At 48.0% G+C, this 14,455-nt stretch carries 20 protein-coding genes; all 20 read right to left on the bottom strand.

What is annotated here, in order from left to right; translation table 11 throughout:
- Positions 1-5 precede the first annotated feature (5 nt).
- The 20 genes from BN6539_RS04710 to BN6539_RS04615 all read right to left on the bottom strand — a co-directional run bounded on the left by BN6539_RS04710 (position 6) and on the right by BN6539_RS04615 (position 14,455).
- Positions 6-539, bottom strand: coding sequence for a hypothetical protein (locus BN6539_RS04710; protein ID WP_067534433.1), 534 nt, complete (start codon positions 537-539; stop codon positions 6-8).
- On the bottom strand, positions 536-1,027 hold the full coding sequence (locus tag BN6539_RS04705; protein ID WP_067534430.1) for a hyaluronate lyase N-terminal domain-containing protein: 492 nt from the start codon (positions 1,025-1,027) through the stop codon (positions 536-538). Before BN6539_RS04705 ends, BN6539_RS04710 begins: the two co-directional genes overlap by 4 nt.
- A 21-nt stretch (positions 1,028-1,048) precedes the next feature.
- Entirely contained in the window at positions 1,049-1,831 is a 783-nt protein-coding gene (locus BN6539_RS04700; protein ID WP_067534427.1) for a hyaluronate lyase N-terminal domain-containing protein, read from the bottom strand.
- 21 nt (positions 1,832-1,852) lie between these two features.
- A complete protein-coding gene (locus BN6539_RS04695) occupies positions 1,853-2,584 on the bottom strand; it encodes a hypothetical protein (protein ID WP_067534424.1) in 732 nt (243 codons plus the stop codon).
- Positions 2,584-3,165, bottom strand: a complete 582-nt coding sequence (locus tag BN6539_RS04690) for a putative phage tail protein (protein ID WP_067534420.1) — start codon at positions 3,163-3,165, stop codon at positions 2,584-2,586. The genes BN6539_RS04695 and BN6539_RS04690 overlap by 1 nt, the downstream gene beginning before the upstream one ends.
- A gap of 8 nt (positions 3,166-3,173) precedes the next feature.
- The gene (locus tag BN6539_RS04685) at positions 3,174-4,325 is read right to left on the bottom strand and encodes a baseplate J/gp47 family protein (RefSeq protein WP_067534417.1); all 1,152 of its coding nucleotides are present in this window, start codon (positions 4,323-4,325) and stop codon (positions 3,174-3,176) included.
- Between the two features lie 5 nt (positions 4,326-4,330).
- Complete coding sequence (locus tag BN6539_RS04680) at positions 4,331-4,792, bottom strand: DUF2634 domain-containing protein (protein ID WP_067534414.1); 462 nt, start codon at positions 4,790-4,792, stop codon at positions 4,331-4,333.
- A complete protein-coding gene (locus BN6539_RS04675) occupies positions 4,785-5,129 on the bottom strand; it encodes a hypothetical protein (RefSeq protein WP_067534411.1) in 345 nt (114 codons plus the stop codon). The genes BN6539_RS04680 and BN6539_RS04675 overlap by 8 nt, the downstream gene beginning before the upstream one ends.
- 69 nt (positions 5,130-5,198) lie before the next feature.
- Positions 5,199-5,402, bottom strand: a complete 204-nt coding sequence (locus BN6539_RS04670; RefSeq protein ID WP_067534408.1) for a YwbE family protein — start codon at positions 5,400-5,402, stop codon at positions 5,199-5,201.
- A 78-nt stretch (positions 5,403-5,480) separates the two neighbouring features.
- Positions 5,481-6,773 carry a peptidoglycan-binding domain-containing protein gene (locus BN6539_RS22570; RefSeq protein WP_067534405.1) on the bottom strand — a complete coding sequence of 431 codons (1,293 nt, stop codon included), beginning with the start codon at positions 6,771-6,773 and terminating at the stop codon, positions 5,481-5,483.
- A gap of 13 nt (positions 6,774-6,786) precedes the next feature.
- Positions 6,787-7,464: a LysM peptidoglycan-binding domain-containing protein gene (locus BN6539_RS04660; protein WP_082907355.1), complete on the bottom strand. Its 678-nt coding sequence runs from the start codon at positions 7,462-7,464 to the stop codon at positions 6,787-6,789.
- The gene (locus tag BN6539_RS04655; protein ID WP_067534402.1) at positions 7,461-9,812 is read right to left on the bottom strand and encodes a lysozyme family protein; all 2,352 of its coding nucleotides are present in this window, start codon (positions 9,810-9,812) and stop codon (positions 7,461-7,463) included. Before BN6539_RS04655 ends, BN6539_RS04660 begins: the two co-directional genes overlap by 4 nt.
- 65 nt (positions 9,813-9,877) lie before the next feature.
- Positions 9,878-10,069, bottom strand: coding sequence for a hypothetical protein (locus BN6539_RS04650; RefSeq protein ID WP_067534399.1), 192 nt, complete (start codon positions 10,067-10,069; stop codon positions 9,878-9,880).
- A gap of 14 nt (positions 10,070-10,083) precedes the next feature.
- Complete coding sequence (locus BN6539_RS04645; protein WP_082907354.1) at positions 10,084-10,644, bottom strand: phage tail assembly chaperone; 561 nt, start codon at positions 10,642-10,644, stop codon at positions 10,084-10,086.
- 76 nt (positions 10,645-10,720) lie between these two features.
- Positions 10,721-11,182 (bottom strand): hypothetical protein, encoded by a 462-nt coding sequence (locus BN6539_RS04640; RefSeq protein ID WP_067534396.1) that lies wholly within the window; start codon positions 11,180-11,182, stop codon positions 10,721-10,723.
- Between the two features lie 20 nt (positions 11,183-11,202).
- The gene (locus tag BN6539_RS04635) at positions 11,203-12,588 is read right to left on the bottom strand and encodes a phage tail sheath subtilisin-like domain-containing protein (protein ID WP_067534394.1); all 1,386 of its coding nucleotides are present in this window, start codon (positions 12,586-12,588) and stop codon (positions 11,203-11,205) included.
- Positions 12,589-12,792 (bottom strand): hypothetical protein, encoded by a 204-nt coding sequence (locus tag BN6539_RS04630; protein WP_147363161.1) that lies wholly within the window; start codon positions 12,790-12,792, stop codon positions 12,589-12,591.
- A 10-nt stretch (positions 12,793-12,802) separates the two neighbouring features.
- Positions 12,803-13,690 carry a hypothetical protein gene (locus tag BN6539_RS04625; RefSeq protein ID WP_067534389.1) on the bottom strand — a complete coding sequence of 296 codons (888 nt, stop codon included), beginning with the start codon at positions 13,688-13,690 and terminating at the stop codon, positions 12,803-12,805.
- 154 nt (positions 13,691-13,844) lie between these two features.
- A complete protein-coding gene (locus BN6539_RS04620; RefSeq protein ID WP_067534387.1) occupies positions 13,845-14,255 on the bottom strand; it encodes a hypothetical protein in 411 nt (136 codons plus the stop codon).
- A gap of 14 nt (positions 14,256-14,269) precedes the next feature.
- Positions 14,270-14,455, bottom strand: coding sequence for a hypothetical protein (locus BN6539_RS04615; RefSeq protein WP_067534375.1), 186 nt, complete (start codon positions 14,453-14,455; stop codon positions 14,270-14,272).

The following is a 14,455-nucleotide window of genomic DNA, read 5'->3' as shown; positions in this document are numbered from 1 at the left end:
CCTCCTTACGCCATTGCAATCCAGTTGTATGTAGTGTTAAAAAACTTACCTGCATAGCCGTTGGACTTAAATGTTATGCTGCTATCTGTCGTATCTGCAAATTGATTGGCTGCTTGGATTGTTGACGGTGAAGTGCTGCCATGATACCATCCATAGATATCCACATTAGATGATAGAATTGGGAATTTTGCCTGGATGATGAACCATGTGTAAGTGCTGTCATACGACAGGCCTAATTCGGGCATCAAGATTACATATTTAGGGATAACTTTTAAATTATGTCCGACTGTAATCGTCGCCACCTGTTCTGACAATGTTACGGTTCCAAAGTCGATTGACCTGCTTACATCTGGCCGTGTCCCCTGTATGAGCCGTTGCCCCACATACGCACTGTACCCCTCCAATATCGTCTCGGGCGTGGCATTGGCAAGTGTGACCTTGCCCACTAAAGACTCCAAAATTTCCGTGACAAGAGGCGACTGTGCCTGCACTTCGGGCGTTACGTTTTCCCCACCGCCAGATTTTACAAGTACACTCATTTTCTCACCACCTCCACGATAATCGGTATATCCGCGGTCGGCACGTCTCCGAGAGCCGTAACGACATTGGACTCAATGTCTCCCGCCAGCATCGCACCATTCCAGGCATCTAACTGTTCTGTTGTGCAAGTTTTAGCATAGGCGACCTCAATGTCATATTGTGCATGAGGGTAAGTGGACTCGAAAGAGTAAGTCTTAGTGGTTTTGTTCCAGTTTGCAGCAGTAAGCGTAGCCTTTACATAGGTAAGCTTGTTTGCCTTGCCATTTAGCGCCGTCTGCATCGCCGTAGACACTGGCTTATTTGCATCAGACGTGTTGTCAACATTACCCAGCCCAACGTCTGCCTTGGTAGTTGCGGATACAGGGACATTCTCACTCCCCGTCCCAATATAGACCTTTTTCTCGTCAGTAGCAAAACCCAGTTCGCCCTCCGCAAGTGCAGGCATGTTTGCCTTTCTGCCGCGTTTGATCTGTAATTTTCTAGCCATTATAGTTCCTCCTTATCCTCATTAGAAGGTGCCTCCATCGATATATCCTATAGAAACCACCCCTGCGTTTTTGAGCAAAGGCTCTGCGCTTACATCAGCTGCCGAAAGGGTCACTGCGCCGGTCTTGCCGTTGACACTGAGCACCTTGCAGTCTGGCGTTCTGAGCCATTTCCAATTGGCCAGGACTGACGCACTGTCTCCCGATAGGATATAGGACTTGTTCTCATCAGTTCTGATACAGATATCGCCCTTTTGACAGGACAGAGTCAGCATTGCCGCCTCAGAATCCGCTTCAAAAGTCTCACTGATTGCCAGGGACGGGATCAGGGAATCTGCAATCTTGCCGTTTGATTCTACGACAACGACATTGCCGCTGGCTTTTCCCGTATTCTGACTTGCCGCGGTCCCAAGGCCCGTGATTTTGGATGCGGGGATGGACGGCAGGTCGGAGATTTCGATATTAGAAGCCCCTGTGACACGGCCTTTGCCGTCTACGGTCAGTTTCGTATAAGTCCCCGCCGTCAATCCCGGCATCGTTGCCAGGGATAAGATCAGCTCCACGTTACCGGTGCCGTCAAAGGCCACCGGCTGGGCTGTGCCATCCCCCGAGACCGAGAACTCCCTCGCATTTTTTAGCTTTGAAGCCTCGTCAGCCGTACCTCCATCGGGGTTCAGGTGAACTTTGCCCGATTCGGTTCCGACATAAAGATTGCCGGTGTCCAGAGCCACAGCCAGTTCTCCCTGGGAGAGCAGCAGTTTTTCCACGTTGCTCTGAAGACCGCGCTTAATTTGAATTTTTGCCATTTGTTATTCCTCCTTTTTTATTTAACCATTGCCATCAACCTTTAAATTTGGGTGTGCCAATGGATCTGTCATATGTGTCTGCAAATCAGAGGTCTCGCCAGAAGCAAGTGTCTCAATTTCGTTGCCATTCAAGACCATATTCTGATGTGCATATTCCGAAGTATTGTGTGACTGCACCTGGGTCTCATCGTCAAAATATCCCAGATCGATATTCAGATTCTCAAACCCCACTATGTCGTACACGTCATGGCGATGACTTTTCAGCGCATACTTCTGATCCGCAATATGCTCTGTCAGCAAACCCGCCTCCGGCACTTCTACCGTGACTTTTGACGCGTCTGCCGTCTTAATGACGTGATTCCACTGAATGGAAAAAGCCGGCTGATTCGTTTCGCTTGGGATTTCTTCCCCTTCTTCCGTCGTCGTCTGACACACCATGTAGAGGATCTCTCCCAAATCAGGATCCTCCGCATAAAGCCCCAGGATGTACATTTTGTAAGACTCCGCCAGCCCTTTGTTCTGCAGCATGACCGGCAGAATCACCTCCGTCGGATCATCGGTGTGCAGCTTATCCGACAACGTCAGCGTCTGTTTCGGCCCTGGCAATTCCGTCAAAGCTGGCAGAAGCACCGGGTTAATCTTTTCACTGCCTGACATGGCCTTTGTGAACCTAAGCGGAATGCTGCCGTTGACCAGTTTGGCATCCAAAACCTTTCCCTGCTCTGTCCTGCAGAAATTTACCCATGTAGCCATTAAACCACCTCCTTCACTGTATAAGTTTTCAGAACACTAGCTGCACTGGCCAGGTATTTCGTGATTTCCGTATCATAAAAAATCGACGAAATAATCCTGTAGATCAAATGGGACGGCTTCAATTTGTTGATCTCTTTCCTCACCATCTTCATCAGACCTGGCGGAATATAGCCGCTGCAGACCACGGTAAAGTGATTTTTGCCAGTGTTCTCCTCTATCTTTGTTTCAATTCCTGTTATATTTGTAATAATATCCTCGATCTTCTTGGGCGGCATCGGCGCACGGGTTCTGCGCTTGTTGACGATTTGGTTCCGCCGCTGTTCCTTGGAAAGACTTTCGTTGGGGATGATTCCATAACGCTCTTCCCAATAGGGCAGACTCCAGGTGGCCCTTTGCGGCATAACCTGGTCGGCAAATTCTTCTGCCCACTGCTCCATGCGCTTTATGCTGGCGCCTACCTCCTGCAGCAGCCACAGAAAAACATAGGCGTCGCTGTAAACCGGCGGAAACCAACCGAGAAGCTCTTTTGCCTTTTCACTTTTGAGGATTTCTTCTATCAATTCACTTGTGTAATATCCCATCTGACCACCTATGCACTTTCTGTAAACGTGACGTTTTCCGCAAGAATCTGTGGGAATTCATTGACCGCAATGGCAATGTTCTCCGTTCCGCCATTAACCTGCAAAGACGCAGCCGTATAATCCTGCACGCCACCTGTTACAGAGAGAATCGCACCGATCTTGGTATACTTCACTTCTTTGTCCTCCGGTACCACCGCCATATACGCCGCTGCATTTTTTAGGAATTCCGTCTTCACCGTCTCTAAAGTAGCGTCCTCGGCAAGTTCGATTTCTGCCGTTACCGAAATGTTGACGACGACTGGCGGAATGACGGAGAGCTTTGCTCCGTTGACCGGCGCTTTTCGTTTATCCCTGTCTTCCGGGCTTACAATGTAGTCGTAAACCTGCTGGCAGAGCTCCTCCGTCGCCGGCTTGCCCAAAGTATCTGTCAGGACGATGGTTATGGTTCCGCTGTTGTCGTCTTCCACCGGCGGCACCACGGTCGCAACGCCCGTCCCGTTGACCTCTTCTGCCCATCGTTTATAGTCCGTGTCGTTTCCAACAAAGGACAGCCCCTGCATCTCTTCATATGCAGCAATCCTCTCAATGAGGCTGGCATCGGTTTCTTCGTCGATGCCGCCCGACGTCGCCTGGGGATTGGTCAGACTTTCCACGCCGTCGATGGGGCTGTCCTGCAGGATAATCGTATTTTCAGCCACATTGCCGATTGTTCCAGCTTCTGCCGCTCTGATCAAGATCTCTGCACTGCCGCTGCCTCCTACTTCTGTATCTTCTACCGATACAAAAGCCACCGACGGGATATCCCCGGTGCTCATAGTGGAAAACACCGTTCCTGCCGGAATCACCGTCTCTGGTTGTCCTGTCGCCACCAGCTTTCCCGTGGCAAAGGTAGCCGCTTTCCGCTGCAGGCCATTGACCTCCGCATGGTAGTCCACGTACTCCGGATAGCCCTCACAGAACTTTGGAAAAACCCGTTTCAGGGCTTCTGCTAAAATAAAGCCGGTAAAGTATTCCTCCTGCCTTGCAGTCGGCGCTATGAGATTGTAAGGGTGATTGCCTTCGCTCATGTCGATGTCTTCCGGCATGTCTGCCGTCATTTCATCCATGATATCCGCAAAATCTCGGTCCAGAAAATCCGGAATATTAAATTCTTCAGCCATATCTATCACCTGCCTTCTAAATTCACTTCAAAATCGATCGTGGCTCCGTCAATGCCAACGACCTCTATGTACACATTGACGCTGTCCACGCCCCAATCAAAATTGATCTCGCTCACATATTCCGTGCGTTCGTAGGGGTCTGCGGCAAGCGCCTCTTTCGCTTCTGCTTTGAACAGACTTTCCGCTTCTTCCTTTGTCGTCGCCTGCAGTATTTCGGTGATGGCGATGCCGAAGTCGGAAGAATAGAGGGGGCTTGCTTCTCTCTCCGTCGTCAGACAGTTGATACACCACTGCTTCCACGAGTCGATACCACTGGCCCCACGGACGCAGTTCTGTCCGTCTCTGACAAAATCGCTGTCAAAGGCTGCTGCGCCGATGTAATCATCTTGTTCTTCCAGTTCCTCCATTTCTTCCTCTTCTATCGTCATCTCTTCCATATCAGCAGGAAACAAATTCTCATCACTCATCCTCTTCCTCTCCTTCTCCTGCAATCAGGTCGATGACGACAGGTTCGCTGCCGCACCAAACGATCAGCACCCTGTCGCCCGCCTTCAATTTTTGATAGCGGATGTCCTCCATATACACGCTGCCAGTGACAACCTTTTTCTTTTTCATTACCTTGTCTGATACCGTCCTGCATATGGAGTAATCCCCTTCTGGTATTGGCCCTGGCGACTGATCCGGCTCCAGAGCCAATGCCGAAGAAATGGTTCCAAGCTCTATCAAAGCGCTGCTGCTGCTTTTTTTCACCGTATGCATGCGGCCCTGCAGGGTCTCACCCAATTTCTCTATATTGCTTGTCATATATACCGAACCTCCTTTTCTGCAAAAGAAAAAACACCTGCAATTTCAGGTGTTTCTCTCTGCTTCATTTTAATTTTCTACAATCTCCTGTACGCGTCCCACTTGGCCGTCTTCCAGCATCACCTTAATGCCGTGGGGATGAAAGCTGCTTTTGGTCAGCAGTTTTCCTACGATCCCTTCAGTCAGTTTTCCTGTGCGCTGGTCAGCTTTCAGGACGATCTTTACTTTGGCGCCGATTTTGACATCGGCTCTGTTCTGTCCGTTTAAACTCATTTTTTCCTCACTCGCTTTATCCAGTTTACCACTATACTTATATTACCACACTTTTGGGGGTCAGATGCACATGGCTTTTTATTTTAATGCACTTTTCATCTTTGCGACGGACTTTGGACCGAAGATCCCGTCGACGACCAGCTTATATTTCTTCTGAAAACTCTTTACCGCCTTGTAAGTATTGCTGCCAAAGATGCCATCAACAGACAGACCGGAAGACATCACCTGGTTCAGGCATTTCTGCAAATCTTTGACCGCACTGCCCTGACTGCCGCTTCGAAGTGTTTTAGATGGACATGCCAGCTTCTTATCAGAAGCCTTCTTCAGCTTTTTCAGTCTGCGCACGTTCATATTCATGGTGTTGTTGTCACCGTTGTGGGTGATTTCATTGACGATGCAGCCGTGTAAGGTTTTCTCGTCAAATTGCACTAGAACTTTATCGCCTTTTCTGACCCAGGGAATGTCCATAGCAGTGATATCGTATTCCTTATGAGGAAGAGCGTTCTCATCCAGTATGTATTTGGCCTCTTTTTTAATTTCTGACAGTTTGGTGTCCTCATCTTTATGAATGACCCTGGTCAGAGTTCCATAGGTTTTTTTGTTGCGTGGGACTCTCGTTTCAACCTTTGTCTTGCCGTTTTCATCGGTTTTTCCAGTTACGACCACGTTGGTCACCATACCGTCCATAGTGACAGACCTGGCATATTGAATCAGCAGTCCATTCTCGCCCCTGGGAATCCGATAGATGGTCTGGTTGCTGCCTTCCCTGTCTATGTGAACCACGTCCTTGACGCTTTTGATCACGTATTTCGTGCCCATCTTTTTCTTTGCCTCGTCTAAGACCTTTGACGTGAGAATATCCGCCAACGTTCCTGACAACGGCAATTTCGGATGGGTGATGTTGCTGTAGTTATACTTTACCTTCACCCCTCTTTTCTTCAGAATCGTGGACACGATCTCCTTCGTCTTCTTACCCTTGGAGAAATAGTGCAGCGCCTCTGAATTCATGAAGTAAATCAGGTTGTCGTAGCAAGTCAAGGTCAGTTCGCTGGAATCTGAACGGGTGTAATTGGTCTCCCAGACGTAGCCGCGAAAGACTTCCTTTCCTTTGTCCACACCCGCGCCCTTTGCATAAATAAAGACACGACTTTTCACAGGAAATAGATTGCTGGGATAACCGAGTCCGTCTATGTAGCGATTGAACATTTTGATTGTAGCTCTCTGGGCCAGTTGTCCTTTCGATTCCGTCAGCGTCAGGCTGGTGACCAGGTTGGTCGCTTCCCCTCTGCTGCTGCTCATGGCTTTCACCACGTATTTCTTGCCCTTGGGAGGGATAACGACGACGGAATACATCGGTCTATAATATAGCATATTTTCACCTCCCTTATTTTTTCGGCAGCTTCAATGTCGTTTTCGGCCAGATCCAGTGTCCGTTGTGAGAAGATTTGAAGCCCTGGGCTTTTGCCGCCTTTTCAATGGTGCTTTTGTTCAGCTTATAGATTTCTTTCCAGCGGGTGCCCTTGCCCAGATATTTTGCTGCAATCCCCCAGAGAGTGTCTCCACTTTTGACGATATGGGTCTTATAGTCTTTCTTCGCTCGTTTTGTCTGCTTCTTGACCGTTTTCGATCTTTTCGTGACATTGACGCTCAAGGATTTATAGGCGATCCATTCGATAGAATACTCTATATCGCCAAAACCGCCTGTGTAGGTGGACGAATAATTGTTGATATAGCATGTAAACTTGTTAATGTTGGTATTTTCGATGGTTAGTTTTACTTTTTTGCGTTTGCTCGCCCACTGCCGCAACAGATCGTCGCAGTCTTCAGGCGCTTCCCAATCACTGACCAGATAGGGCTCTTCTTTCCTGGCCTCGCCGGGGAATCGCCCGTCCCAGGAAATCTTGCGCAAGTCGTTGCCGGACGGTCTGACAAATTCACCGCGGTCCAGCAAATTGTAGCTGGCAAACATGACGTTGCCCCCGTTATCCTTAATCTCCGTGGGCAGCCAGGAAAATTCCAATCTATTGGACGGGTTATTGAATTCTTTTGCTATGATTCTCATGCAATAGCACCTCCTGACGCCGGTGTATTTGCAAACTGCCCCTTAAAGGCCGCATTAAATACTCCTGCAATTTCTTCGCTGATTACTTCTTTGTTTTCTCTTATGGTTTCCACCAAATTCTGTCCGTCCTTCGCTTCGACTTTAATCTCCACGCCGCCGACCTCTACGACAGTCGGCATACCGCCGCCAAAACCGCCGCCGATGGAACCACCGACAATGCCGCCAGTAGCAAAACCCTTCGGAGCGAACCCCGGAGCCTGCAAGTAGCTTCCTACCTGGCCAAACAATTCCATGGCTCGTTTCCTGCGATGCTTGCCCAGCGGAATAATCGCCTCCGGCGCGCCTTCTTCCGCTACGGTAATCAGCTGCGCACCGCCTCTGACATAACCGCCTTCGGCAAAGCCAGGGACATTTCCGCCGATGATGCCGCCACTGCGAAAGCCTTTCAGCATATTGAAGGCACCTTGGACAACCTTGCTGGCAGCATTCAATCCATCTGCAATTGTTTTGCCAGTCCCCTTTTTTCTGTTACCCTTAGTGGTCGAGCTTTTTGTATTTACTGGTGGATCACCAATAATCCGGTTTATTTTACAATACACATCCGTGGTAGTAGCGAGAAACGGCGGAACACCCAACTCCTCTGGTGTAATTGGTGATTGTCCATTAATTACTTTATTTCCATCAATTTGTAATTCTGTGGGTATTGGGTCTTGTTTTTGTATTACAGAATTAGATTTCTGGTCAGTATCAGTCTGCATTTTAGTTTTTCTAAACTGTTCAGGTAGATCTAATCCCGCCGCCATTAGTTCCAAGTGGTCTATCTTTGTTAAATAATCTTGAACCTCCTCAGGTGTCTCTTTATTGGCCTTCTCGTTTTTTTCAGCCAATGCGGTCAGAGCCTTCGTCGTATCGCTCATTTCCTGCTTAAAAGATGAAATCAGTTCACTGCGCTCCTCTTTTCCTTGTATCCCAGCTAATTGTTGTTGCAGCTTTTCAAACTGCGGCGTACTGTCTTTTGCTACTTTGATTGCGGCATTCTCTGATTTATCTGCGTATTTTGCAGCACCTTTAGAGCCGCCTGCTACTTTTTCGGCTGCCTTTTCGCCGCCAAATTTGCCTAGTAAATATCCACCAATACCGCCAAAAATGGTACCTATTCCTGGAAGAATCATTGATCCGGCTGCCGCCCCCGCCAAAGTACCACTCATCTTTGCAACACCTTTTGTAGTTTCATATTTTTTATCATATTTATTATCAGCTTTGAGTCCCTTATAGACATCCATTCCCCCGTCAGCCACACCCATAACCGTCACCGCCGCTCCGGCTGTACCTGCAGCACCTAGTTTAGTAACCAATTGTGTACCCGCTGTCAAGGCCTTTCTTCCTAATGCAGCCCCGCCTCGGACAACTTTCCCAGCGTTATTTGTAACTAGATATTTAGCATTGCTGCCTACATTTTTTAATGCTCTGGCAGTTCTTGCTCCGCCAGAAGATATCGCTGATTTGGCTCCGCGCCCATAGCTTTTGATTGCTTCCTTAGCCGCAGGGGCTTTATCCTTGATAAAATCTGTAGCTTTTCTTGCGCCTTGTCGTATACGACCGTCTTCCCTAAGGAAAGGTTTTCTTGATTTCGTATTACTTCTCCCCCCTTCATTAGATAAATGAGGTGGTGATTTACCGCTGCTTTTCTTAAACTTCTTTAACCCTCTTACTCCGTCCCTTAAAGTTTGAAATCTTCCTATGTAATCGAGTACTTCCATTGCAGTAGAAAACCCAGTTCCTATTGGATCCACTTTAAAGTCTTCCTTCTTTTGGTGAAGATAATCCTTAACATCTTCCACCTTATCCTTAAGTGTTTTTCTTCTAACAGTAGTTTGATCTTCTTGCGTTTTTTTATTTTTTTCAACTCCAATTACAGTTTTTGGCGGATTCTTTTTTTGCTCCGTATTATTCACTATATTTCCAGATAGATTGTTTAATCTGTTCTCCAAAACATTTACTTGTTTTAGAGCTGAACTTCCCTCAAGTCTAATCTGTATCTTATAGGTCCGCCCCAGTAACGATTCAAGTCTCAAGGACATGCTGTTAATCATCCCATCTATACTGCTTTTAATTGCATAGAAGGCTAATATTTGGGCATTCTGAAATTCTTTAAGGCGCATATTTGTTTTATCTAGCACTTGTAAAAACTTATTGTTTTCTGCTGCAATACTTAGCAATACTTCAGATTTATTTAAATCGTTTATCTTTCGATTAGTATCTACCAAACTGCTTTGAAATTGTTCTACGTCTCTTCGTGCAGTTTTTACGCCTTTAGAATTGATATCTATCACTATTTTATTACTCATTCTTCACGCCCCCTTTCTTATTATTTCATTAGCACATCTCCCCTGGCTGGCAAGCTGAAACTGGCTTATTCTTCTTCCTTCCCTGCAAAGTTGCTGACTTTGACAGGAACAAACCCGTCTTCTATAGCGATGAGATCCGACGCCATCATGAAGGCTCTTTCGCCAGGTGTGACCGGGTCGCTTACTGTCCTAAGCCCCAGAAGCACACCTGGCTCCTTGTTATGATTCTGATAAGCAAAGTGCAGCCACTGGGCCACACTGCTTATCCTGATTAGTTTTTTGCGTAGTCCTCTGCCTCCGCTTCCTCTTCATCTTCATCGTCGCTGAGTTTGCTGATATCAAAGATCAGGTCGATCAGTTGGGATTTCTCCCCTGCGATCAGAAGATAGTTGATGGATTCCACCGGCTTCAGCAGGTTGAATTTTTTCATGATGGCGCTGTTGCCCCAGATTTTCTCGCGATCTTCCTCCGCCGTAGCAAGGTAGATGATCCAGGAGTTGAACAGATTGGAATCCAGTTCCCCTCTGACTCGCGGGAGCTTCTTTCCTTGCGGATTCTCATAATACTTTGACGCCTTTTTCCGGGCGAGGGAAATGTCGTCCTCAGAAACCGGATGTACATGAACGGTAAAATAGAGTCGTCCGTTTCTGCGGATCTCCACTTCTTTCGTCATGTCAGGGGTCTGCTGGTATTCTGCCGCCGCCAGCAAAGAGGATACCAGATCATACTCATCCTCTTTTTCTATCTTTGCCGCTACCTTTGCCGGCATATCGGGTTCGTTCAACGGAGTGATGAATTCTGCTCTCGTTACTTCATTTGTATTGTTTTCCATTTTTTCTCTCCTTTTTTTGCTTTTTATTGAAAGGAGAGAGGGGATTGCTCCCCCCCTCTCACAATGTCTTATTTCATTAAAATCCTGATAGTTTTTTTAGCCAGGTCGGTGCAGCGTTGACTCTGTAGGAGTGATTTCTCTTGATCACTTCGCCTGGTGTCAGGGTCATCAGGTCAAACTCTCCGTCCGGAATACAGTCGTCCAGGGCGAGGGTCTGCGGCACGCCGTCAGGTCTCTGTGCTGTCGCCCTGAAACTGAAGCTGATGTTTTTTCCTGCTGCTGCAGCTTCCAGCAAAGGCGCCATAATGACGTCGTCTCTGACGACGGCTTCTGTAAAGGTCAGTGTGTAAGACACATCGGACGGTACGCCGAACTTCTGATAAGAGCCCACCGGCTGATAATCCAGATTGGTGTAGTTGCCTTTGATTGAATAGGTATCGATTTCCAACAGCTCTTCAGATTTGTTGTCGATGACGATGAGCAGCTTTCCGTCTTTCCCTGTCATAATATTTTTTACTAGTGTTTTCTGATCTAACATATTTTCTTTCCTCCTATCTATTATGCCGTCGGCATGTTGCTGAATCTATAGTGCAGATATATTTTTTCCAGGCTGTCGATATCGTCCGCCTCTACGACGAACCAGGCGCTGTCGCTGGTCTTAGGGTTCTCCGCATCCAGCGTAAAGGTCGCTCCGTCCAGAATTTTCTTTTCTCTGGCCATGTCTTTCAGCAGTCCCATCCCGGCCTGCAGAACGTCGGCGATGCCGTTGTCGTCGCAGTTGACCTTGCCGATCAGTCGTTCCATGATGACGTCCAATCTGTGCATCAGTTCATTTCTCACCTTAGTCCTCTTCAATTTTTTCCAGCCCGCATCCTGGTTTTCATCTGGCGCTACCAGTGTTGTCACGCCGGAGTCAAACCAGATCTGTCCGTCAGAGCTCTTAGAGAACAAAATCATACCGGACAAAATCGCCTCTTCATACTGCGCGTTTGTGAACTTCTCTGGCACATCAATGGCGTTTTTGATGGCTCTGTGTACGATGCTCTTGTTAGACGGTGTCGCTGCGATTGCGCCTGCCAGACGGGCTGCGGCCATGATTGGCGGTGCGGCCTTTCCATCTGGATCCGTATAGGAATTGCCCATAAAAGCAATCTGTTCATCATTGAAGCCTGCGGCCTTTGTCTTTCTCTCGTTGAAAGCAGCAGTCGTATCCGCGCAGGCAACGCCGATCGGGAACTTGCCCACTTTGACGACCTCGTCGATGTATTCGTGAAGCAGGTTCTGCACGCCCTCGGCGATAGTGTCACAGCAGATGACGTTATAATAGTACGGTTCCAGCGCGTAGAATCCTTCCACATATCCGTCTCCTGTGACAGACGGGTTGCTTCCGCCAGTCAGGGCTTGTTCAAACTCTGCCACTTCGCCGGTTTTTCCGCCTTCCATGGTGACATAGGCACTGCTCTGCAGCGTATCAGCCAAAGAAGCTGCTTCTCCGTCGCCAACTGCATCAAAGACGAAGGTTTCCTTCACTACGCCGTCGATGATGACAAAGCACTGCTTGACCTCATCCCCTGGCATTTTCTGCACCTTTACTTTGATCGGGAAGTCACCCTCGTACTTTGCAGTCATCACCACGTTCTCGCCCTGGGTGAGCTTGGCTTTCGTTCCGCCAGTGCCACCTGCCCTGTAGACATAAATGGTGCTTGCGCCTTCCTCAAACATGGCTTCCGCCATCTTTGTTCCATCGCAGTCTCCGTATGCCTCTTTGACGTCAGTCGCTTTGACAAAAGCCTTTACCTCGCCAATAGGGCCCCATGCCGCCTGCATGACTAGGGCGTTGATCCCATCTACCGCACCCACGTTGTCGTTCTTTCCTTTGTTGGAGTAACGGTAATAGACGTCAGGTCTTACCTTTATTTCTCCTTCTCTAAAAATCTGTGCCATTTACTTTACCTCCTTTTTTCTAAATGCATTTACTATTTTTACAGCCTCATTTTCTGTAAAAGTTTCCTTTCCAGATATTTTGAGCGCCGCTTTGACAATGATTTTGTCAGTGCCAAACAATTTCTCTGACACTTCTGCAAGCTGGCCGACAGTATAGACCGATGCAGCCGCCTGCTCTTTCTTTTCTTTTTTTGTGGTCATCATTTCCTCCTGATTATTTCATTTCAATAGAAACATTTTGCAATTTTTCGTATTCTGCTTCATCCGCAGCAATTCCGTAAGCAGCCTTTACCGTAAGCTGACCCTGCCTCATAGCATCTGCGGTCAAATCTGTGCTGTCCTCTTTGCTCACAAACATGGACAAATCATCACAGATGATCCGTTCCGCCTTTTCTATGGCCTGATCCAGCCGCAGCACCAGTTCGGCTTCTTCCTCGCTTTGACCGGGCACAATGACGTGGCCCTGCAGACTGGCCGTGCGAAAGTCTGCTCCCGGCCGATCCTTCATCCAGCTACAGGGTTCGATTTTGGCAAGCCGCCAGTAAATCGCCGGTTTCTTCGCCGTCGGTTTGAACACCTGCGGCAGGTTCTCGCCGGCTGCGAGAAAATAAGCTGACTGCCCCGTGCCCTCAACGTAGCTTTTGCACCAACTGGCAAGCAGCGATGCGGGATTGACTGTGGACGGTCTTTTCACCGGATAACAATACACCTGAAAATGCATCGTCAGACCTTCGCAGACAGCTGCCAGTGACTCTCCGCCCGGACTCCTGTGGCTCCATCTGAGGGAAATCATTTTGTCATCGGAGACAAAAAAATACCCATCGAGAAGGTCTCTCACAATGGGTTCCATGTCTTTATACGATTGTGTATTGCTTTCACTGAGAACGTCTACCGCCAGACTTCCGCATTTTGTCCGCGTCGGATCGTCTCTGATCTGCAGAGAAAAAACGATACGGCCATACCTTGCTTCTCCCTGCCACTTCTGATCGTCTGCCACCGGCTCTTTATAATCAAAGACCGCTGGCTTTCCGTCGTAAATGGCAAGTTTGGCAGCAAGGGCTTCATTGCTCTGCAAATGTTCACATATCACTTGTTCTAGCATTCCATCCTCCTTCCTTCATTTTTCCACTATACACATATTAGCACGTTTTTGGGGGTCTGATGCACATGGCTGATTCTATATTTCTTTTTTTTGAAAAAAGCTATGGGATCGATCTCTGCATTCGATTCCATAGCTTTCTATACAGTTTCTGTCGCTACACCAGGTCAAGCTCGTCTGCTACCAACCTGATAAACTCTCCCTGCCAGTTGCCGGCCACGTTCCTGTGGCAGGGAACTTTCATGGCCGCCCCTTCTATCGTATGGGATTTTTTCCAGTAAACCAGGCTGATGACCTTTAATCTCAGCTCCGCGTCCTCTGGATGCTGTTTCTTTGTCTTCTGAATCGCGCCCTCGATGGCTTCCAGCTTTCTCTGCTCTCTCGGCGGCAGGTCGTGAATGACACATGCCTGAGTAGGATCTGAAATCAGTCCGTTTTTTCCCCCGTCTAATCCGATGAATGATGTCACCCTCTGCTCCAAGGGAATTGCCAGTTTCTTTTTCAAATCCGGATATTCTTTGATGATCGTCTTCACATATGTCCAATATGGTTCTTTTGCCTTTCCCATACTAACGCCCTCCTCTATTTATACATTCTGTTCAGTCTGCTTTTGCTGTATTTCACCCTGTTTTCTTGACCAGTGTTGGCTGCCACCAGCCGGTTATATGCCCTGTTTTGCTGTTGAAATGCCATGTACCTTTCGCAGCGGCCATGGCACCTCAGCGTTCGTTCCGTACATCTTGCACAAGGCGATTCTGGTTTTTTCAT

Source organism: Emergencia timonensis, assembly GCF_900086585.1.
Taxonomy (GTDB): domain Bacteria; phylum Bacillota; class Clostridia; order Peptostreptococcales; family Anaerovoracaceae; genus Senimuribacter; species Senimuribacter timonensis.
This window is presented reverse-complemented; position numbering and strand designations above follow the sequence as displayed.